This window comes from Kitasatospora sp. NPDC001132 (assembly GCF_053598415.1).
Map to the genome: position 1 here is coordinate 16,830 of NZ_JBSFKF010000037.1, position 20,307 is coordinate 37,136.

Annotated in this window: 22 protein-coding genes; 5 read left to right on the plus strand and 17 right to left on the minus strand. The window is 75.0% G+C overall.

The features are described 5' to 3' along the window. Nucleotides 1-150 precede the first annotated feature (150 nt). Nucleotides 151-1,602, plus strand: a complete 1,452-nt coding sequence (locus ACWDBE_RS33300) for an aminopeptidase P family protein (RefSeq protein WP_449791822.1) — start codon at nucleotides 151-153, stop codon at nucleotides 1,600-1,602. 64 nt (nucleotides 1,603-1,666) lie between these two features. On the opposite strand, the gene ACWDBE_RS33305 is transcribed toward ACWDBE_RS33300, so the two are convergent. Genes ACWDBE_RS33305 through ACWDBE_RS33315 form a run of 3 tightly spaced genes read right to left on the minus strand, consistent with a single transcriptional unit; the run spans nucleotide 1,667 to nucleotide 4,569 of the window. After that, a complete protein-coding gene (locus ACWDBE_RS33305; RefSeq protein ID WP_449791823.1) occupies nucleotides 1,667-2,692 on the minus strand; it encodes an NAD(P)H-dependent flavin oxidoreductase in 1,026 nt (341 codons plus the stop codon). Between the two features lie 48 nt (nucleotides 2,693-2,740). Continuing rightward, nucleotides 2,741-3,367, minus strand: coding sequence for a response regulator (locus ACWDBE_RS33310; RefSeq protein WP_449791824.1), 627 nt, complete (start codon nucleotides 3,365-3,367; stop codon nucleotides 2,741-2,743). After that, the gene (locus tag ACWDBE_RS33315; RefSeq protein ID WP_449791825.1) at nucleotides 3,364-4,569 is read right to left on the minus strand and encodes a sensor histidine kinase; all 1,206 of its coding nucleotides are present in this window, start codon (nucleotides 4,567-4,569) and stop codon (nucleotides 3,364-3,366) included. Before ACWDBE_RS33315 ends, ACWDBE_RS33310 begins: the two co-directional genes overlap by 4 nt. Before the next feature lie 163 nt (nucleotides 4,570-4,732). Here ACWDBE_RS33315 and ACWDBE_RS33320 point away from each other — a divergent pair, with 163 nt between their 5' ends. Further along, nucleotides 4,733-5,809 carry an ABC transporter permease gene (locus ACWDBE_RS33320; protein ID WP_449809768.1) on the plus strand — a complete coding sequence of 359 codons (1,077 nt, stop codon included), beginning with the start codon at nucleotides 4,733-4,735 and terminating at the stop codon, nucleotides 5,807-5,809. Next, a complete protein-coding gene (locus ACWDBE_RS33325; RefSeq protein ID WP_449791827.1) occupies nucleotides 5,806-6,489 on the plus strand; it encodes an ABC transporter ATP-binding protein in 684 nt (227 codons plus the stop codon). Before ACWDBE_RS33320 ends, ACWDBE_RS33325 begins: the two co-directional genes overlap by 4 nt. Before the next feature lie 172 nt (nucleotides 6,490-6,661). Here the strand turns inward: ACWDBE_RS33325 and ACWDBE_RS33330 are convergent, their stop codons facing one another. Next, nucleotides 6,662-7,378, minus strand: coding sequence for a GntR family transcriptional regulator (locus ACWDBE_RS33330; protein ID WP_449791828.1), 717 nt, complete (start codon nucleotides 7,376-7,378; stop codon nucleotides 6,662-6,664). Nucleotides 7,379-7,582: 204 nt separating this feature from the next. Further along, nucleotides 7,583-8,464 (minus strand): NAD(P)-dependent oxidoreductase, encoded by an 882-nt coding sequence (locus ACWDBE_RS33335; RefSeq protein ID WP_449809769.1) that lies wholly within the window; start codon nucleotides 8,462-8,464, stop codon nucleotides 7,583-7,585. Nucleotides 8,465-8,583: 119 nt separating this feature from the next. Between ACWDBE_RS33335 and ACWDBE_RS33340 the strand changes: the two genes are divergently transcribed. After that, nucleotides 8,584-9,237 (plus strand): TetR/AcrR family transcriptional regulator, encoded by a 654-nt coding sequence (locus ACWDBE_RS33340; protein WP_449791830.1) that lies wholly within the window; start codon nucleotides 8,584-8,586, stop codon nucleotides 9,235-9,237. A gap of 159 nt (nucleotides 9,238-9,396) precedes the next feature. After that, nucleotides 9,397-9,726, plus strand: a complete 330-nt coding sequence (locus ACWDBE_RS33345; protein WP_449791831.1) for a hypothetical protein — start codon at nucleotides 9,397-9,399, stop codon at nucleotides 9,724-9,726. A gap of 4 nt (nucleotides 9,727-9,730) precedes the next feature. Here the strand turns inward: ACWDBE_RS33345 and ACWDBE_RS33350 are convergent, their stop codons facing one another. From ACWDBE_RS33350 to ACWDBE_RS33405, 12 genes are all read right to left on the minus strand, one after another. Then, nucleotides 9,731-10,663, minus strand: a complete 933-nt coding sequence (locus ACWDBE_RS33350) for an ornithine cyclodeaminase family protein (protein WP_449791832.1) — start codon at nucleotides 10,661-10,663, stop codon at nucleotides 9,731-9,733. Further along, entirely contained in the window at nucleotides 10,660-11,688 is a 1,029-nt protein-coding gene (locus ACWDBE_RS33355) for a proline racemase family protein (RefSeq protein WP_449791833.1), read from the minus strand. The genes ACWDBE_RS33350 and ACWDBE_RS33355 overlap by 4 nt, the downstream gene beginning before the upstream one ends. After that, nucleotides 11,688-13,043, minus strand: coding sequence for an aldehyde dehydrogenase family protein (locus ACWDBE_RS33360; protein WP_449809770.1), 1,356 nt, complete (start codon nucleotides 13,041-13,043; stop codon nucleotides 11,688-11,690). Before ACWDBE_RS33360 ends, ACWDBE_RS33355 begins: the two co-directional genes overlap by 1 nt. A gap of 49 nt (nucleotides 13,044-13,092) precedes the next feature. Further along, the gene (locus tag ACWDBE_RS33365; RefSeq protein ID WP_392874424.1) at nucleotides 13,093-14,097 is read right to left on the minus strand and encodes a proline racemase family protein; all 1,005 of its coding nucleotides are present in this window, start codon (nucleotides 14,095-14,097) and stop codon (nucleotides 13,093-13,095) included. A 104-nt stretch (nucleotides 14,098-14,201) separates the two neighbouring features. Then, nucleotides 14,202-15,065 carry a dihydrodipicolinate synthase family protein gene (locus tag ACWDBE_RS33370; protein WP_449791863.1) on the minus strand — a complete coding sequence of 288 codons (864 nt, stop codon included), beginning with the start codon at nucleotides 15,063-15,065 and terminating at the stop codon, nucleotides 14,202-14,204. 131 nt (nucleotides 15,066-15,196) lie between these two features. Next, on the minus strand, nucleotides 15,197-16,597 hold the full coding sequence (locus ACWDBE_RS33375) for an FAD/NAD(P)-dependent oxidoreductase (protein WP_392914115.1): 1,401 nt from the start codon (nucleotides 16,595-16,597) through the stop codon (nucleotides 15,197-15,199). Beyond that, on the minus strand, nucleotides 16,578-16,895 hold the full coding sequence (locus ACWDBE_RS33380; RefSeq protein ID WP_355250421.1) for a (2Fe-2S)-binding protein: 318 nt from the start codon (nucleotides 16,893-16,895) through the stop codon (nucleotides 16,578-16,580). The genes ACWDBE_RS33375 and ACWDBE_RS33380 overlap by 20 nt, the downstream gene beginning before the upstream one ends. An 89-nt stretch (nucleotides 16,896-16,984) precedes the next feature. Continuing rightward, nucleotides 16,985-18,160, minus strand: coding sequence for an NAD(P)/FAD-dependent oxidoreductase (locus ACWDBE_RS33385; RefSeq protein ID WP_449791836.1), 1,176 nt, complete (start codon nucleotides 18,158-18,160; stop codon nucleotides 16,985-16,987). 159 nt (nucleotides 18,161-18,319) lie between these two features. Then, complete coding sequence (gene tatC, locus ACWDBE_RS33390) at nucleotides 18,320-19,213, minus strand: twin-arginine translocase subunit TatC (RefSeq protein WP_449791864.1); 894 nt, start codon at nucleotides 19,211-19,213, stop codon at nucleotides 18,320-18,322. 127 nt (nucleotides 19,214-19,340) lie between these two features. After that, nucleotides 19,341-19,640 (minus strand): Sec-independent protein translocase subunit TatA, encoded by a 300-nt coding sequence (gene tatA / locus ACWDBE_RS33395; RefSeq protein ID WP_449809771.1) that lies wholly within the window; start codon nucleotides 19,638-19,640, stop codon nucleotides 19,341-19,343. A gap of 201 nt (nucleotides 19,641-19,841) precedes the next feature. Next, the gene (locus ACWDBE_RS33400; RefSeq protein ID WP_449809772.1) at nucleotides 19,842-20,054 is read right to left on the minus strand and encodes a hypothetical protein; all 213 of its coding nucleotides are present in this window, start codon (nucleotides 20,052-20,054) and stop codon (nucleotides 19,842-19,844) included. 21 nt (nucleotides 20,055-20,075) lie between these two features. Then, entirely contained in the window at nucleotides 20,076-20,306 is a 231-nt protein-coding gene (locus ACWDBE_RS33405) for a hypothetical protein (RefSeq protein WP_049652006.1), read from the minus strand. Nucleotide 20,307 lies beyond the last annotated feature (1 nt).

Consider the following 20,307-nt stretch of genomic DNA (forward strand, 5'->3'; position numbering starts at 1 on the left):
CTGTGGGGGGCCTGATCCAGCGATCTGGCCGGCTGCGCTGTGTGACCCGTAACATAGTAATGTGAAATTGCACTGCACAAGAGGTGACGCCCTCCGTTACCGAGCTGTGTCCGTGCCCGCATCTCCCCAGCCCCGCCTAGGAGTTCACCGGTGACCCTCCCCACGACCGGCCTCAACACCGGGAGCCACGACCTCCCGGTCTCCCCCGCGCTCGCCTCGTTCATGGCCACCAGCTGGTCCGCCACCCCCCTCCCCGCCGACCGGCGGGTCCCCGGCTACGACCGCTTCCCCGGCCGCCGCGCCCGGCTCTCCGCCGCCTTCCCCGGCGAACGGCTGATCGTCCCGGCCGGCCGGCTCAAGGTCCGCTGCAACGACCTCGACTACCGCTTCCGCCCGCACAGTGCGTACGTCTGGCTCACCGGCCTCACCGGCGAGGACCAGGCCGACCACGTCCTGGTCCTCGAACCGGCCGGCCCCGAAGGCCACGAGCCGATCCTCTACCTGCGCCCGCGCTCCCCCCGCGACGGCGGCGAGTTCTACCGCGACCGCCGCTACGGCGAGTTCTGGGTCGGCTCCCGGCCCGACCTCGCCGAGGCGGCCCGCCTCACCGGGGTGCGCACCGAACACCTCGACGACCTCGGCAAGCTGCTCAGCGGCCCCCAGCCGCCCACCCGGGTGCTGGCCGGCACCGACCCGCTGGTCGACGAGGCCACCGGACGGCCCGCCGACGGCCTGCGGGACGGCGAACTGGCCGCCGTCCTCTCCGAGTTGCGCCTGGTCAAGGACACCTGGGAGATCGGCCAGCTGCAACTGGCCGTCGACCACACCACCACCGGCTTCGAGGACGTCGTCCGCGCCCTGCCCACCGCCCTGCGCCACCACCGCGGCGAACGCTGGATCGAGGGCGTCTTCGACCTGCGCGCCCGCGCCGAGGGCAACGGCACCTCGTACACCACCATCGCCGCCTCCGGCGCCCACGCCTGCGTCCTGCACTGGATCCGCAACGACGGCGCCCTCGACCCGAACTCCCTGCTGCTGCTGGACGCGGGCGTCGAGACCGACACCCTCTACGCCGCCGACATCACCCGCACCCTCCCGCTCAGCGGCACCTTCACCCCGGTCCAGCGCCAGGCCTACGACCTCGTCCTCGCCGCCCAGAGCGCCGGCATCGCCGCCCTACGCCCGGGGGCGCGGTTCCGCGACTTCCACCGCGCCGCCATGCGCGTCATCGCCGAGGGCCTCGCCGACTGGGGCGTCCTGCCCGTCTCCGCCGAGGAGGCCCTCGCCGAGGACAACGGCCTCTACCGCCGCTACACCCTCTGCGGCAGCGGCCACATGCTCGGCCTCGACTACCACGACTGCGCCAGGTCCCGCGCCGACCGCTACCTCGACGGCACCCTGGAGGAGGGCATGGTCCTCACCGTCGAACCCGGCCTCTACCTCCAGCCCGACGACGAGACCCTCCCCGCCGAACTCCGCGGCCTCGGCATCCGCATCGAGGACGACCTGGTCATCACCGCCGACGGCGCCCACCTGATGTCCGGCGCCCTCCCCCGCACCGCCGACGCCGTCGAGTCCTGGATGGCGAACCTGCTCTCCTGAGCCCAGGAGCGGACGATAATCCACCCCTGCGGGGGACAACACCCCGAGATCCACACGCCCTGGCTCACGCCCCGCGCGCCGACCGCCAGAGGTCGGTGACGATCTGCTCCGCCGGGCCCGTGCGGGCCAGGTGGTGGGCCGTGCCGGCCCAGAGGTGCATGGCGTCGGTGTCGCCGCGGCGGGCGGCGGCGGCGCGCAGGGGGGTGGTGAGGCGGTTGACCTCGGGGTAGGCGGGCGGGGCGTACGGGCCGTAGCGGTCGATGAAGGCGTTGCGCAGGCCGCGGGCCGGGCGGCCGGTGAAGGCGCGGGTGACGACCGTCTCCGGCAGTTCGACGAGCGCGGCCCGGTGGGCGGCCGGGGCACCGGACTCGTCGGAGCGCAGCAGCGCCGTGCCCAGCTGCACCGCCACCGCCCCCGCCCGCAGGGCCGCCGCGACGGCCGGGCCGTCGCCGAGCCCGCCCGCGGCGACCAGCGGCAGCGCCGTCACCTCCCGTACGGCGGGCAGCAGTTCGAGCAGCGGCAGGTCCCCCGGCTCGTCCGCCACCCGGTGGGTGCCCCGGTGGCCGCCCGCCTCCGGGCCCTGCACGCACAGCGCGTCCATCCCGAGGGCCTGTGCCGCCCGCGCCTCCTGCGGCGTGGTGACGGTGGCGACCTGGGTCGTCCCGACAGCCCGCAGCGCCGCCGCCTCCTCGGCCGTCGGCAGCCCGAAGGTGTACGAGACCACCGGCACCGGGTCCGCGACCAGCGCGGCGAGCTTGGCCTCCCAGTCGTCCCGGTCCGGCTCGGCCTCCTCCGGCAGCGTCACGTCCCACCGCTCGGCCTCGGGCCGCAGCCGCTCCCGGTAGGCCGCGACGGCCGCCCGGTCCCCGGGCGGGCCCGGCACGAAGAGGTTCACCCCGAACGGCCGGTCGCCGGACTTCCGTACCGCGGCGATCTGTTCGGACATCCCGGCGGCGCTCTTCATCCCGGCGGCCAGGAACCCCAGCCCGCCGGCCCGGCCCACCGCCGCCACCAGCTCGGGCGTCGAGGGCCCGCCCGCCATCGGGGCGGCGATCACGGGGACGGCGAGGTCATGGATACCGACGGCCATCGGGGCTCCTCACACTGCGGGCGGGCACGGACCGCTCCCACCCTACGCTCAGCGGATCAGCCCCCGCCGTCGCGCCTCGCGCACCGCCGCCGTACGCGAGTCCACCCCCAACTTGGTGTAGATGTGCACCAGATGGGACTTCACCGTGGCCTGGCTCAGGTGCAGCCGCTGGCTGATCCCCTGGTTGGCCAGCCCGTCCGCGACCAGCCCCAGCACCTCGGTCTCCCGGGCGCTGAGCGCCGCCGCCGGCGTCCGCATCCGCTCCAGCAGCCGGTCCGCGACGCTGGCCGCCAGCGCGCTGCGCCCGGCCGCGGCGGCCCGTACGGCCTGGGCCAGCTCCTCCGGCGGCGCGTCCTTCAGCAGGTAGCCGGTGGCGCCGGCCTCCAGGGCCGGCAGGGTGTCCGCGTCGGTGTCGTACGTGGTGACCACCAGCACCCGGGGCGCGCCCGGCCTGGCGGTGATCGCCGCGGTGGCCTGCGCCCCGTTCATCGCCGACCCCGGCCCGAACTGGAGGTCCATCAGCACCACGTCCACGCCCGGCTCCGCGGCCAGCTCGACGGCCCGCTCGGCGGTGGCCGCCTCCGCGACGATGGTGAAGTCCGGCTCGGACTCCAGCACCGCCCGCAGTCCGGCCCGCACCACCGGGTGGTCGTCCGCGATGAGCAGCCCGATCACGAGCCGGCCTCCGCGGTGACCGGCAGCTGCACCGCCACCGCCGTGCCCTCGCCGGGCACCGACTCCACCGTGAAGCTGCCGCCGAGCGCCCGCGCCCTGGCCCGCATCGTGGGCAGCCCGAACCCGCCCTCCGCGCTGGTACGGCCCGCGACCGCCGCCGGATCGAACCCGGCCCCGTCGTCGACCACGTCCAACGCCACCTCGCCCTCCATGTAGCTGAGTGTCACCTCGGCGCGGGTCGCCGCCGCGTGCCGGACGGTGTTGCCGAGCGCCGACTGCGCGATCCGCAGCAGCGCGACCTCCTGCGCGGCCGGCAGCCGGACCGGGTCTCCGGAGACGTGCAGGTGGACGGGCAGCGTGCCGTGCGCCGTCGTCGTCGCGCACAGCCGCTCCAGCGCGACCGGCAGCGGATCCCCGTCCAGTGCGGGCGGGGTGAGCGCCCGGACGAACCTGCGGGCCTCGTCCAGGTTGTCCTGCGCGGCCTGGCGCGCCTGCTCGACGTACCCGGCGGCTGCCTCGGTGCGCTCCGGCAGGGCCCGCTGGGCAGCCCGCAGCAGCAGCTGGATGGAGCTGAGGCTCTGCGCGAGGGTGTCGTGGATCTCCCGGGCGAGCCGCTCGCGCTCGGCCAGCACCCCGGCCGCGTGGTGCGCGGCGGCGGCGTCGGCGCGGGCGGCGGTGAGCTCGTCGATCAGCCGGCGCCGTTCCTCGCTCTCCCGGTACAGCGCCTGGTAGCCGAGCACGGTCGCGGTGGCGACGGCCGCGCCGAGCGCGGGCCCGATCGAGGCGGCGAAGCCGAAGCTGTGCTGGTGCCAGGACCACGCGGCGATCGACGCGGCGGCGGTCAGCCCGACGGCGACCAGCCCGCCGCGCCGCCCGAGCAGGTGCAGCTCCAGGAAGTACAGCGGGAAGGCCAGCCAGACCCCGTCCTGGGTGGCGATCAGCACGCCCGCCCAGGTGGCGCCGAGCAGCACCAGCCAGAGCGCGGCCGCCCGGCGCGAACGGCGCACGGCGGCCAGCTGCGGCCCGACGGTGTAGACGGCGGCCATCGCGGTGGCCGCCGCGGCGACGGCCGCGGGATCGCCGCTGCGGTCGACGAAGACGGCCCGGGCGACGGCGAGCACGAGCAGGCCCGCCACGAGCAGGTGCAGGCAGACCTGGAGGACGCGGGCGACGGGGGTGGTTCTGGATCGTTCGGTCGCCATCCGTCCAGCCTAAGTCGGCACCACCGGTCCGGCATCAATCAAAAGGTTGAACTCAGCATCTTCCCTTTGATGCCCAGGATGCAATCCCCCGCGCGATGCCCCGAGGCCCCGTCGTCCAGGACGGTGGAAGGGTCGAGAGAACCTGCGCAGAGGAAGGCCCAACGTGTTCGTCGCCTGGAGGGACCTCAGGTTCGCCAAGGGGCGGTTCGCCCTGATGGGGACCGTCATCGTGCTGATCACCGTCCTGGTCGGCCTGCTGTCCGGGCTGACCGCCGGGCTCGGCCGGCAGAACATCTCCGCCATCACCGGCCTGCCCGCTGACCACCTGGTCTTCGGCAAGCCCGCCGACGGGCAGAAGCTCTCCTTCACCGACTCCCAGGTCACCCCCGAACAGTGGCAGGCCTGGGCCCGTGAGCCCGGCGTCACCTCCGCCCAGCCGCTCGGCATCACCACCACCAAGGCCGCCGCCGGGCAGCGCACCGCCGCACTGTCCGCCTTCGGCGTCCCGGAGGGCTCCGGCCTCGCCCCGCAGGGCAGCCGGATCTCCGCCGGCCAGGCCGTACTGTCCAGGACCGCCGCGGAGAACCTGGGCGGCCTCACCGCCGGCGCCGAGTTCACCCTGGCCGGGCACCCGCTGCGGGTCGCCGCCGTCGACGGCGACGCCGCGTACAGCCACACCCCGGTGATCTGGACCAGCCTCACCGACTGGCAGCAGTTCGCCCCCGGCGGCGCCGGCCACGCCACCGTCATCGCGCTCGACACGGCGAAGGGCGCCGACCTGGCCGCCGCCGACGCCCGCCACGGCACCGAGACCCACACCCGCGACGACGCCCTCGCCGCGATCGGCTCCTACACCTCGGAGAACGGCTCCCTCCAGCTGATGCGCGGCTTCCTGTTCGCCATCTCGGCCCTGGTGATCGGCGCGTTCTTCACCGTCTGGACGATCCAGCGCAGCGGCGACATCGCCGTCCTCAAAGCCCTCGGCGCCTCCACCCGCTACCTGCTGCGCGACGCCCTCGGCCAGGCCGTCCTGCTGCTGGTGCTCGGCACCCTGCTGGGCACCGCGATCGCCTCCGGCTTCGGCGCACTGATCGGCTCCGCCGTCCCCTTCGTGCTGGACGCCCCGACCGTCCTGCTGCCCGCCGCCGTCATGATCGCCCTCGGCGCGATCGGCGCGGCCCTGTCCATCCGCCGGATCACCTCCGTCGACCCGCTGACCGCCCTGGGGAGCGCCCGATGAGTCTTGTACTCGACCGCATCACCCTGACCTACCCGGACGGCGACGGCCGGCTGACCGCCCTGGACGAGGTCTCGCTGACCGTCCCCAAGGGCTCGCTCACCGCCGTCGTCGGCCCCTCCGGCTCCGGCAAGTCCAGCCTGCTGGCGGTGGCCGCCACCCTGATCGGCCCGGACTCCGGGCAGGTCGTCATCGACGGCACCGACACCACGGGCCTCAGCCGGGCGGACCTCACCGCGCTGCGCCGCACCAGGATCGGCATCGTCTTCCAGCAGGCCAACCTGCTGCCCTCGCTCACCGCCGTGGAGCAGCTGCAGGTGATGGCCCACCTCGACGGCCGCTCCCCGCGCAGCGCCCTGCCCCGCGCCCTGGAACTCCTGGACGCCGTCGGCCTGCGCGACCAGGCCGCCCGCCGCCCCCACCAGCTCTCCGGCGGCCAGCGCCAGCGGGTCAACATCGCCCGCGCGCTGATGAACGACCCCACGGTGCTCCTGGTGGACGAACCCACCAGCGCCCTCGACCACGAACGCGGCGCCGCCGTCCTCGACCTGATCACCGACCTCACCCACCGCCGGGCCACCGCCACCGTCCTGGTCACCCACGACCGCACCCACCTGACGGCCGTCGACCAGATCGCCGAGGTCCACGACGGGCGGCTGACGCTGCCCGCGACGGCGGTCTGAGCCGCCGACTCCCCCACCGGAAGTCTCACCGCCGTCCCGGGCAGCGCGACCAGCTGCCCGGGACGGCGCACCACTCTCTGCCGGTACTCCCCCGCCCTCGGGCCCGGTCAGCACCATCACCCGTCGTCCGGCCCGGTCGACGATCGCCCGGCGCCTCACCCGAACGAGTGATTCAGCTCCGGCGGGCCCCGAGCCGCAGGGCCGAGGGCTCCGGCTCGGCGGGCTTCTCCTCGCCGGCCCACAGGGAGCGGACGTGGCTGAGGTGGCGGGTCATGCAGGCCTCCGCCCCGGCCGAGTCGCCGGCGAGCAGCAGGTCCAGCAGCTCCAGGTGCTCCTGGGCCGAGGAGACCAGCTCACCGCGCTCGTCGAGCCGGTTGAGGCCGTACAGGCGCGAGCGCTTGCGCAGGTCGCCGACGACCTCGACCAGCCGGCTGTTGCCGGCCAGGCCCAGGAGGTCCAGGTGGAACTGGCGGTCGGCCTCCAGGTAGCCGATCAGGTCGTGCTTGCCGGCCGCCGCGACGATCGCCTCGGCCTGCGGGCGCAGCCGCTCCAGCTGCTCCTTGGTGGCGGTGCGGGCCACCCGGCCGACGGTCGGGACCTCGATCAGGGCGCGGATCTCGGTGAAGTCGTCGAGGTCGCGGTCGGTCAGCTCGGTGACCCGGAAGCCCTTGTTGCGGACGGCCTCGACCAGGCCCTCGCGGGCGAGGTCGAGCATGGCCTCGCGGACCGGGGTCGCGGAGACGCCGAAGTCGGCGGCGAGCGCGGGTGCGGAGTAGACGACGCCGGGGCGCAGTTCGCCCGAGATCAGGGCCGCCCGGAGTGCGTGGGCGACCTGGTCGCGAAGCCGCTCCTGTACGGAGATCAGGGTGCGGGATTTGAGGTCGGCCATGGTGTTCCTCCGGGTGGGTGCAGAACACCAGCGTACAATGTCACGTTACGTTGCGTACGCAACAGCCAGTGATTCGAACACCCGTCACCAGCCCGTCGCGACGCCTCCTCGCGACCCCGAAAGCCATGGTGACAGCGGCCGTCGGCCGTGACAACGGCCGACGGCACACGATCTTCGGCCCCACCTTCGGGCCCGCACGGAGGGCTACGCCCGACGGAACTGCCCCACCAGCGTGCTCAGGCTCGCCGCGCCGTTCCCGGCCTCGACGCCCCGCCGGACCGCCTCCGCCAGGAGGGCCGGCAGCGCGCCGTCCACCCCGGAGGCCTCCGCGGTGTGCCGGACGTGCTCGATGCTCGCCAGCGCCATCGCCAGCCGGTCGACGTCCCCGCGGTGGTCCCCCGCGGTGATCCGCGGTGCGTAGAACGCCTGGAAGCCGGGCATCGAGGCGGCGGTCGAGCTCAGGTACGGCAGGAACTCCTCGGCCGGGATCCCGTTGGCCTCGGCGATCGCCGTGGCGTGCAGGTAGCCGACCATCGAGGTCCAGAACAGGTCCATCTGGATCTGGTAGTACAGCTGCGCCAGCCCGGGGTCGTCGCCCCGGTAGTCGGCCCCGGTGAGCACCTCCAGGGCGGCCCGGTGCCGCTGGAACGGCTCGACCGGGCCGCTGTAGAAGGTGGACGACCCGGGGTTGCCGATGCCCGACGGCGGTACCTGAACCCCTCCGGTCAGGTGGACGGCGCCGAGCTCGGCCAGCCGACGGGCGGCCTCGCGGGCCCGCCCGGGGGTGTCCGAGCTGAGGTTGGCGACGACCTTCCCCCGCAGCGCCGGCTCGACCGCCTCCAGCACCTGGAACACCGCGTCGTAGTCGGTGAGGCTGAGCACCACCAGCTCGTTCGCCGCCACCGCCGCCTCCGCGCTCGGCGCCAAGCGCGCGCCCCGGGCGACGAGCTCCCGGGCCCGCGCGGCCGTACGGTTCCACACCGTGACGTCGTACCCGGCGTCCAGGAACGCCCCGGCCATGGCCTGCCCCATCGGGCCGAGCCCGATCACCGTCACGGACCGCTTCGACTGCCGCTCAACGGACATGCGTCTTCCCCTCCACTGGACCGAACTTCTGGAACGAACGCTCTACTCAGAGCGCCGGGCCGACGCTAGCACAGGACTGGAACGAACGCTCTACTCAGAATCTCGGCTAGGATCGCGGCGTGAAGACGCCCGAGAGAGCCGACGCGAAGACCGGCCCGAAGACCGGCGCCGGCGCCAAGGCGACGGCCGAGGCGAAACCCGGCACCCGCGAGCGGATCGTCCGGGCCACCTCCCGCCTGCTGCAGCGCCAGGGGTACGAGGGCACCGGGATCAAGCAGATCTCCCGCGAGGCCGAGGCCACCCTCGGCTCCGTCTACCACTTCTTCCCCGGCGGCAAGCAGGAGCTGGCCGCCGAGGCGATCCGGCACGGCGACGAGGAGTTCGCCGTCCTGCTGCGCGCCGGGCTCGGCTCCTCGCCGGACCTGGGCACGGCGATGACCTCCTGCACCCGGCTGCTCGCCACCGAACTGCGCAGGTCCGACTGGCAGGACGGCTGCCCGATCACCAGCACCGCCCTGGAGACGATCGGCCGGGTGCCGGTGATCGAGGGGGCGGTCGCCGAGGCCTTCGCCAACTGGCGGGCCCTCGTGACGGACCGGCTGCGCGCCGCCGGCATCGGCGAGGAGGACGCCCGCGAGCTGGCCGGCACGGTGATCAGCGCGCTGGAGGGCGCCGAGCTCGCCGCCCAGGTCGCCCGCAGCGAGGAGCCGCTGCTGGTCACCGGCAAGCACCTGGCCCGGCTGGTCACCGCCTACGCCGCCGACCGGCCCTGACACCGGGGCACCGGGCGCCGGGGCGCCGAAGCCGGGGCGCCGAAGCCGGCCGGAAAACGTGAGAAGCCGAAAACGTGAGGAGCCGGCCCAGCGGGGGATCCCCTCCCGCTGCGCCGGCTCCGGTTCCACAACTCCCGACCACAGCCAGGAGCAACGGACGTGGGAATCGACATGGCGCTGTACGACGGCCGCCCGAACGACGGCCGCCGCACCCGCCCCCGGATGCTGCACCTCTCGAGCCCCGGCGAGGCCCTCACCATCGCCCTGGCCCGGCACACCGATCCGGCGCACCACCGGCTCGGCCGGATCGACCCCTACGGCGACACGCTGTTCAACGAACAGGACGCCGGCGCCGCCTTCGAGGAGGCCACCGCACTGCTCGCCCGCTGCACCACCGAGGAGCAGCGGGCGGCCGTCCGCGACCTGCGCAACCTGCTCGCCAACTGCGCTGCCGTCCCGGGCAGTTGGCTGGCCTTCCACGGAGACTGAGCGGCTACTGCCGCCGGTGCACCTCCGCCGCGACGGCCAGGTCCTGCCAGGCCATCCCGACGCTCTTGAAGAACCGCGGCCGCCCGTCCGGCACCAGCGCGTCGCCGCGCACCAGCTCGGCGAGGTTCCAGAGCTGCCGCCCGGCCACGCCCGCCATCAGCAGGTCCCCGGCCTCCCGGGCCGCGACGCCGCGCGCCTCCACGTACAGCTCGGCCCGCCGGACCAGCAGCTCGTCCACCTCCCGGGCGTCCGGCTCGTGCGAGCCGACCGCCGCCACCGCCGCGTGCGCCGGCACCAGCGCACCGTCGAACAGCGGGGTGCGCGCGGTGGTGCAGCAGACCACCAGGTCCGCGTCGCGGACCGCCCGCGGGCCGCCGACCTCGGCCGCCAGTCCGAGCTCCCGCCCGTACGCCACCAGGGCCTGCGCCCGTTCGGCGTTGCGCGCCACCACGGTGAGCCGGCGCAGCGGGCGGACGGCGAGCAGGGCGTCCAGGTGTCCGTACGCCTGCGGTCCGGAGCCGAACAGCACCAGGTGCTCGGCCTCCGGGACGGCCAGTCGGCGCAGCGCGGCCGCGGTGACGGCGGGCGTGCGCAGCGCGGTGAGCGCGGCGCCGTCCAGCAGGGCGAGCGGCTGCAGGGTGGGCCCGTCGAGCAGCAGGTAGCTGCCGGTGATCCGGGGCAGCCCCTGCTCGGGGTTGGCGGGCGCGACCCCGGCGATCTTCACCCCGGCGTACGGCCCGGCGGCGGCCGGCATCAGCAGCAGCTCCCCGGCGGGGACGGGTACGGCCGACCGGGCGGGTGCCGCCTCCGGGTCGAACCCGTCCAGCAGCACCCGCTCGATCGCCTCCACCGCGTCGGCGGGCCCGACCCCGCCGGTGCCCGCGACGGCGTACCGGAGCGGCACGACGGCCGTACCGGGCGGTGTGGTCGGGCTCACAGCAGGAACCCCGCTCCCAGCTCGTCGCCCGGCTCCAGGACGAATCCGTGCTCGCCGGTGCGGTGGGCCGTCCCGCCGACCTCGGTGACCACGCCCTCGCCGTACGGGTCGCCGCCCGCGAGGAAGCGGCCGGTGAAGACCGTGCCGATGATCGACTCGTGCCGCAGCGGCTCGCCGGGGGCCAGCCGGCCCTCGGCGGCGAGCACCGCGAGCCGGGCGGAGGTGCCGGAGCCGCAGGGCGAGCGGTCGATCTGGCCGTCGGCGAAGACGGTGACGTTCCGCTGGTTCAACCCGCCGTCCGCCGAAGGGAGTTCGTCGTACAGCACCACCCCGTACACGCCCGACAGCCGGGCGTCCGTCGGGTGCGCGACCGCCTCCGCGTCGGCCAGCGCCGCCCTGATCTCCCGTCCGACGGCGGTGAGTTCGGGCAGCTGGGCCGGTTCCACGGCGAGCCCGAGGGCGGCGGCCGGCACCGAGGCGTAGCAGGCGCCGGAGTGCGCGACGGCGACCTCCACGGTGCCGCGCGAGGTCTCCACCGGCAGCTTCAGCGCGGTCACCCGGCTGGGCACGTTGCGGAAGGTCACCCCGGTGGTCCGCCCACCGGTCCGGTGCACCAGGGCGGTGACCCGGCCGGACGGCACGTCGATCCGCACCCGCGCCACGCCGTCGGCGGGGGCCGGGACGAGCCCGGAGTCCACCGCCCAGGCGCCGAGCGCGATGGTGCCGTGCCCGCAGGCGGTGGAGTAGCCGTCCTTGTGCCAGAACAGCACGCCGAGGTGCGCCTCGTCGTCGTCCGGCGCCACCAGGAAGCCGCCGTACATCCCGGCGTGGCCGCGGGGCTCCCGGCTGAGCAGCTGCCGGACGTCGTCCAGCGCGCTCGGCCGGGGAGAGGTCGCGCTGCCGCCCGAGCCGATCGCGATGGCGCGGCGTTCGGCGACGCTGTCGCCGGGGATCGGCGGCACGCCCTCCAGCACGATCCGGAACGGCTCGCCGGCCGTGTGGTAGTCGACGGTGCGGACGAACATCAGGCGCCACCGCCCGGCAGCACGCTGACGGTCCGGCTGACGGTGTAGAAGTCCAGGGCCGCCTGCCCCTGCTCGCGGTCGCCGTGGCTCGCGCCCTTGGCCCCGCCGAAGGGCAGGTGGAAGTCGACGCCGCTGGACGGCGCGTTGACCCGGATCATGCCCGCGTCCAGCCGGTCGGCGGCGGCCAGCGCCACGTCCAGGCTGCGGGTGTGCACGGAGGTGGAGAGGCTGTGCGGGGTGTCGTTGGCCAGCGCGACGGCCTCGTCCAGGTCGGCCGCGGCGTGCAGCACCGCGATCGGGCCGAAGAACTCCTCGCGCGCCAGCGGGTGTTCGGCCGGCACCTCGGTGAGCAGGGTCGGCTCGACGTACCAGCCGGCCCGCTCGGGCACCCCGCCGCCCGCCAGGACGACGGCCCCGGACTCGACCGCCGAGGCGACGGCGCCGGTCAGCCGCTCCCGGGCCGCGGCGTTGATCACCGGCCCGCAGATCGCGTCGTCGACCGCCGCCAGCGCCTTGACCAGCGCCTCGCGCAGCGGCTCGTACGCGGCGCCGACCGCGATCACCCGGCTGGTGGCGGTGCACTTCTGCCCGGCGTACCCGGCGATGGCCGCGGCGATGTGCCCGGCGGCCTGCGCGATGTCGGCGTCCGGCAGCACCAGCGCGGCGTTCAGCCCGCCGAGTTCGGCCTGCACCGGCACCCCGCGCTCGGTCGCGGCCCGCACCACGGCCCGGCCGACGCCGGTCGAACCGGTGAAGGAGACCACGTCCACGGCGTCGACCAGTGCCGCGCCCTCCTCCGCCCCGCCGGGCAGCACGGTGAACACGTCCTCGGGCAGCCCGGCCAGCTCCGCCAGCCGCAGCGCGCAGGCGGTCGCCTCGGGCGCCGGCTTGAGCACCACCGCGTTGCCGACGGCGAGGGCCGGCGCGGCCTTCCAGGTCGGGATCGCCAGCGGGAAGTTCCACGGCGCGATCAGCCCGGCCACCCCGTACGGGCGGCGCCGGGTGAGCAGCAGCCCGGGCCCGGCGGCGGGCTCGTGCACGGCCCCGGAGGGCGCGTACGGGGCCTGCGCGTAGTAGCGCCAGATCGCCGCGGTGCGGGCGACCTCGCCGAGCGCCTCGGCCGACGGCTTGCCGACCTCGCGCACGATCAGCGCGGCCAGCTCGTGGGCGTGCGCCTCCACGGCGTCCGCGATCCGGCCGAGCGCCGCCGACCGGGCGCCCGCACCGGCGGCGAGCCAGTCGCCCTGCGCCGCCCGGGCCCGCCCGACGGCGGCCCGCACGGCCTCGGCGCCGGGCTCCTCGACGGCGACCACGAGGTCGTCCGGGTCGGCGGGGTTGTACGAGGTGATGGTCACGGCCAGCAGCCCTTCGGGGGAGGTACGGGGACGAAGGAGGTAGGTGGGGTCAGAGCAGGAAGCCCGCCGGGAACGGGTCGCTCGGGTCGAGGAAGTACTGGGCGGTGCCGGTGACCCAGGCCCGCCCGGTGACGGTGGGCACCACGGCGGGCCGCCCGGCCACCTCGGTCTCCTCGACCAGCCGCCCGGTGAAGGTGGTCCCGATGAAGGAGTCGTTGCGGAAGTCCCGCCCGAGCGGCAGTTCGCCGCGCGCGTGCAGCTGGGCCATCCGCGCCGAGGTGCCGGTGCCGCAGGGCGAGCGGTCGAACCAGCCGGGGTGGATGGCCATCGCGTGCCGGGAGTGCTCGGCGGTGGAGCCGGGGGCGAGCAGCTGGACGTGGTGGCAGCTGTGGATGGACGGGTTCTCCGGGTGCACCGGCTTGTCCGGGCTCGCGTTGATCGCGTCCATCATCGCCAGGCCGGCGTCCAGGATCTCCTGCTTGCGCTCGCGCTCGAAGGGCAGCCCGAACTCGGCGAGCGGAAGGATGGCGTAGAAGTTGCCGCCGTACGCGAGGTCGTAGTTCACCGTGCCGTAGCCGGGCACCTCGATCTTGCGGTCCAGGGCGACGGAGTACGAGGGCACGTTGCGGATGGTCACCGCCTTGGCCGCGCCGTCCTCGACGTGCACCTCGGCGACCACCAGCCCGGCCGGGGTGTCCAGCCGCACGGTGGTGACCGGCTCGACCACCGGGACCATCCCGGTCTCGACCAGCACGGTGGCGACCCCGATGGTGCCGTGCCCGCACATCGGCAGCAGCCCGGAGACCTCGATGTAGAGCACCCCGAAGTCGGCGTCCGGGCGGGTCGGCGGCTGGAGGATCGCGCCGCTCATCGCCGCGTGGCCGCGCGGCTCGTACATCAGCAGGGTGCGGAAGTGGTCCAGGTGCTGCTGGAAGTGCACCCGGCGCTCGGCCATGGTGGCGCCGGGGATGACGCCGAAGCCGCCGGTGATCACCCGGGTCGGCATGCCCTCGGTGTGCGAGTCGACGGCGTGGAACACGTGACGGCTCCGCATGGGTCACAACTCCCGTACAGGTTCGGATGGTGGGGGTGGGCCGGGCCGGCTGCCGCCGCAGCCGGCCCGGAGGCCCGGGGCCCGGAATCATCCGGGCGGGGGGATCAGACCAGGCCGTCGGCCAGCGCCTTCTCGGTGGCCGCGCGGACGGCCGCCTCGATCTCCGGGGTGAGCGGCTGGCGCGGGGCGCGGACCGGGCCGCCGGGGCGCCCGGCGATGTCCATGGAGAGCTTGATGGCCTGGACGAACTCGGTCTTGGAGTCCCAGCGCAGCAGCGAGTGCAGCGACTTGTAGAGCGGCAGCGCGTTCTCCAGGTCCTTGGAGACGGCGGCGTCGTAGAGCGCCACCGACGCGGCCGGCAGGGCGTTCGGGTAGCCGGCGATCCAGCCGACCGCGCCCGCGAGCGCCAGCTCCAGCAGCACGTCGTCGGCGCCGATCAGCAGGTCCAGCCCGGGGGCCAGCTCGGCGATCTCGTAGGCCCGGCGGACGTCGCCGCTGAACTCCTTGACGGCGACGATCGAGCCCTCGGCGTGCAGCTGGGCGAGCAGCGGGGGGACGAGGTCGACCTTGGTGTCGATCGGGTTGTTGTACGCCACGATCGGCAGGCCGGCCTTGGCGACCTCGGCGTAGTGGGCCCGCACCGAGGCGTGGTCGGCCCGGTAGGCGTTCGGCGGCAGCAGCAGGACGGAGCCGGCGCCGGCCTCGGCGGCCTGCTCGGCCCAGCGGCGGGACTCGGCGCTGCCGTAGGCGGCCACCCCGGGCATGACCCGGGAGCCGTCGCCTGCCGCCTCGACGGCGACCTCGACGACCTTGGCGCGCTCCTCGGCGGTGAGCGTCTGGTACTCACCCAGCGAGCCGTTGGGGACGACGCCCTCGCAGCCGGAGTCGATCAGCCAGCGGACGTGCTCGGCGTAGGCGTCGTAGTCGACGGAGTGGTCCGGGCGCAGCGGAAGCGTGGTGGCGACCATGATGCCGCGCCACGGACGGGTGGTGTCGTGCTGGGTGATGGACACATGAACTCCTTGATGAGGTGTGACATTTTACAAGAGCGGGCGGGCCGGAGACAAGGTCCCCGGCCCACCGTTCGACGGCGGACCCGTTACGCCTCGGGCGCGGGCCCGGCGGCCAACTGGGAGAGCGGCACCGGACAACCCAGTGGCCGCCGGTCCGGCCCCGGCTCACCCGAACCGGCCAGGCAGGCCACGGCCGGACCGCACATCCGGCCCTGGCACCAGCCCATCCCGGCCCGGGTGAGCAGCTTGACGGTGCGCGGATCGCCCGCGCCCAGCTCGTCGACGGCCTCCCGGATCGCCGCGACCGGCACCTCCTCGCACCGGCACACGTCGGTGTCCGGGCGCAGCCAGCCGGTCCAGCCGGGCCCCGGCCGGTGGGCGGCGGCCATCAGCCCGGCGAAGGCCCGCAGTCGCGAGCGGCGGCGCAGCAGCGCGGCCGCGGGCAGCTCGCCGGCCACCGCGTGGGCGGCCAGCTCGCCCTCGGCGAGCGCGAGGTCCGCGCCGCCGACGCCGTTGGTCTCCCCCGCCGACCAGAGGCCGGGCACGCTGGTGCGCAGCCGGGCGTCGACCTCCAGCGCGACGGCGCCGTCCGGCCCGGTCACGGTCCGCGCACCCAGTTCGGTGGCCAGGTCGATCTGCGGCAGCAGGCCGTGGCCGACGGCGAGCGCGTCGCAGTCGATCCGCCGCTCGGTGCCGGGCACCGGCCGCCAGTCCGCGTCCAGCCGGGCCACCGTGACGCCGGTGACCCGGTCCGTCCCGTGCGCCTCGACCACCGCGCTGCGCGGGCGAAGCCGCACCCCGTGCCGCAGCAGCGCGCCCCCGTGCCCGGCGCCCTCGACCAGCTTGCCGGGAACGCCCGCCAGGACGCCGGGGCGCCGTACGTACCCGAGGTAGGCGGTGGCCTCGACCACCGCGGGCACCTCGGCCCCGGCGGTGACCAGCGAGGAGGCGGCCGCGAGCAGCAGCGGGCCGCTGCCGGCCACCACGATCCGCTTCCCGGGCAGCACCAGCCCGGCCTTGAGCATGGCCTGGGCGCCGCCCGCGGTGACCACCCCGGGCAGGGTCCAGCCGGGGAAGGGCAGCTGCCGCTCGTACGCGCCGGTGGCGAGCAGCACCGACCGGGACCGGACGGTGGCCCGGTCGGTGCTCTCCGGCCCGCGGGTGACGTGCACCGCGAAGCCGTCGCCGGTGCGCTCCAGCGCCCAGACGTGGTGACCGGCCAGGAAGGCGGCCCGCCCGGCGCGCTCGTGCGCGTCGAGCCGGCCGGCCAGACCGGTGTAGGCGGACCAGTGGTGGTGCAGCCGGTCGGGGCGGGCCGCGCCGAGGCCGGGCGCCGGGTGGCGGTAGTACTGCCCGCCGGTGCTCTGCCCGCCGTCCAGCAGGGCGCAGCGCAGCCCGAGGTCGGCGGCGGTGACGGCGGCGGCCAGCCCGGCCGGGCCGGCGCCCACCACGACGAGGTCGAAGGTCTCAGACGGCGAGGTCGGCACGGCCGTGGCCCTCCTGGGTGGTGACGGTGGTGCCGGGCTCGGCGGGGAGCAGGCAGGTGCGCTGGTTGGGGCGGCCGTCGACGGTGGCCAGGCAGTCGAAGCAGGCGCCGATCCCGCAGAACGCCCCGCGCGGCCTGCCGCCGACCCGGGTGGTGCGCCAGGCGAGCACGCCGTCGGCCCAGAGCGCGGCGGCGATCGACTGCCCGGGCAGCGCGGGGACGGGCCGCCCGTCGAACTCGATGTGGTGGGCGGGCCCTGGCTCGGCCTCGACCAGCCCGGCGGGGGTGCGGCGGCGCATCGGCGGCTTCTCCAATCCTGGACGGAATCTCATGTCTGGCGGTCGTGGGGCCGGTGGTCGCCCGGCCGGGCCGTCACCCGGCCGGGCCGTCACCCGGCGGAACTCTCCTCGACGGGGAACCGGTCCGCCCGGAACGGCGCGAGGTCGAGCTCCGGCTGCTTGCCGGTGAGCTGCTCGCTGATCAGCAGCCCGGTCGCCGGGGCCAGCCCGATGCCGGCCCCCTCGTGCCCGCAGGCGTGGTACAGCCCGGGCACCCGGGGGTCCGCCCCGATGGCCGGCAGGTGGTCCGGCAGGTACGGGCGGAAGCCCCGGTAGGTGCGCATCACGGTGACTCCGGCGAGCACCGGGAACAGCGCGGCGGCCTGGGCGGCCAGCCGGCGCAGCACCTCCTGGGAGAGCGTGCGGTCGAAGCCGACCCGCTCCCGGCTGGCGCCGATCAGCACCGGCCCGCCCGGGGTGCCCTCGATCACGGCGGAGGTCTCCAGCCCGGCGGATCCGCTGGCCACGTTGGCGACGTAGTCGGCCGCGTAGACCTTGTGCCGCACGACCCGCGGCAGCGGCTCGGTGACCAGCACGAAGCCGCGCCGGGGCAGCACCGGCAGGCCCACCCCGGCCAGTGCGGCCACCTCGCCGCCCCAGGTGCCGGCCGCGTTCACCACGGCGCCGGCGGCCAGGCCGCGCCGGTCGGTCCGCACGCCGCGCACGGCGCCGTCCGGGCCCCGGTCGATGGCGGTGACGCTCTCCCCGGCGATCAGCCGGGCGCCCATCCGGCGGGCCTCGCGCAGCAGGTGGGCGGCGGCGAGGGCGGGCTGGACCTGGGCGTCCTGCGGGTAGTGGAAGCCGCCGGCCAGGCCCTCGGCCAGGTGCGGTTCCAGCTCGCGCAGCCGCTCGCCGGGCACTTCCTCGGCCTCGACCCCGACGGCCCGCTGTCCGGCGGCGAAGGCCCGCAGCGCGTCCTGTCCGGCGGCGGTGGAGGCGACCACCACGCCGCCCTTGGGCTCGTACTCGATGGCCGGGCCGAGCCGCTCGGCGAGTTCGCGCCAGAGCCGCGTACTGAGCAGGGCGAGGTCGAGTTCGGGGCCGGGTTCCTTGTCGGAGACCAGCAGGTTGCCCTCGCCCGCGCCGGTGGTGCCGCCGGCCACCGGGCCGCGGTCCACGACGGCGACGGCGAGCCCGGCGCGGGCGGCGTAGTAGGCGCAGGCGGCGCCGACCACGCCGGCGCCGACCACGACGACATCCAGGGGAGGTCTCTCGGTCTTCAGCACGTCAGTAATATGTCACATGCCATGAGAGCTGCCAAGCCCGCCGCCCGAAACCGGGAGCACCCCCGACCAGCGGAAAGGCCCGAACGCCGAGGAGCCCCGGCCCACCGCTCGGCAGAGCGGCGGACCGGGGCTCCGTCAGGGCCTACCGGTTCGGGCGACTCAGGTGATGTCGTCCATCTCCTCGCGGCGGGACGCCGGCACCGCCGCGCCGGCCGCCGGGGCCGCCGAGGCCTCGACGGACTCCGCACCGGCCACCGGCTGCACCGACAGGTCCAGGTGCGAGGCCTCCTCGTCGTCCAGCCCCGCGTCCGGGTTGCGGCGCGCCTTCCGCTTGTCGTTGAAGAGCGCGATCGCCACCGCGATGAAGTACAGCGCCCAGATCGGCGCGGCCAGCGCCAGCATGCTCAGCGGGTCGGCACTCGGCGTGGCGAAGGCCGCGAACACCGTGATGCCCATGACCATGCCGCGCCACCAGCCCAGCAGCCGCTTGCCGCCGACCATGCCGATGACGTTCAGCATCACCAGCAGCAGCGGGAACTCGAAGGCCAGGCCGAAGACCAGCACCATCCTGGTGGCGATGTCGAAGTAGTCCTCGGGCGGCAGGATCGGCGTGGTGTTGTTCGGGGTGAACGAGATCAGCACGTCGATCGTGGTCGGCAGCACCAGGATGGCCACGGCCACACCGGCCAGGAAGAGCGGCGTCCCGCAGAGCAGGAAGACGAACGTGTACTTCTTCTCGTGCTTGTGCAGGCCGGGCGCCACGAAGGCCCAGACCTGGTAGAGCCAGATCGGCACGGTCGCGACCACACCGGCCGTCAGGGCCACCTTCAGCATCCAGGTGAAACCGGCGGTCAGGCCGATGTTGGAGACCTGGGCGCACTTGCCGTGGTAGTGCTTGGCCAGCTCCGGGGTGTTGCACTGCGGCAGCGGCTTCAGCAGCAGGTCCTCGAGCTGCTTGTGGTAGATCGCCGCCACGATGGTGATCACCACGATCGCCAGGACCGACTTGACCACGCGGTTGCGCAGTTCCCGCAGGTGGTCGGCGAGGGCCATCCGCCCCTCAGGATCCTTTGACGCCTTCGGCGCCTTGGAGAGCTTGCTCAACCCCGGTCCTCAACTCGTGCGTGGGGGCCCGCCGGTCGACGGGCCTGCGAAGTCGCGTACGTCACGTGCGCCGCGCTCAGTGCGGACGGTCGCCGTCGGGCGCCAAGGCCCCGGCGGCGGACTCGTTCACCGGACGGGCCGTGGCCGCCGCGCCCGGGGCGGACCGGATGGTCTTGCCCGCACCACCGTCGACCGGAGCCGGAGCGGGCCGGGCCGGCTGCTCGGACTCGCCGTCCGAACGCATCGCCTGCGCCTCGCTCTTCAGGATCCGCATCGACTTGCCCAGCGAGCGCGCCAGGTCCGGCAGCCGCTTGGCTCCGAACAGCACGATGGCGAGAACCACGATCACCACGATCGCGGTCATCGAGATGCGCATGCGCGACCACCTTCAGTCATGGCGGCCCGACGGGCCGTCCGCTGCGGATGGTAACCGCTGCGGATGACGCCACGACGACGGCCGCCCGAACAGGACAGCGGCCCCAGGAACGCGGTTCAGGAGCCACCTCAGAGCGTAACCCGACCCCGCCCGCGCGCAGCAGCCCCCGTGCCGCCGTCGGCCCGGTCGTGCTGTGCGGAACTACGCGACCGGGACGGTCCGCTCCTCGACCGGGGCGTTCGCCGCCGGCATCGCCTCCGCCAGGTCCTCGGCCGCCGCGGCCAGCGCCCGCGAGGCCCGGTCCACGCCCTTGGCCAGCGCCCGCACGTCCAGCCAGAGCCGGATCGCGAGGATCCCGAGGACCAGCAGGCCCGCGGTGGCGAGCAGGACGGCGGCGACGAGCATCCAGGACATGCGCCCCACCCTATACGGGGGTCACCCCTCCGCCGGGACGAGCCGCATGGTGCGCACCCCGGCCCCGGTGAGCGCCTCGACGATCTTCTCCCCGGCCGGCTTGCGCACCGCCGCCCCGCACCGCGGGCAGCCGAAGCTGTAGTGCGCCTGGGCCGGGGTGCGGCCGAGGGTCAGGCGGAAGTCCTCGGCCGGGAGCTCCACCTTCTCCCGGCACTCGGAGCAGTACACCTTGAATCTGGTCCCGGGTTCCACC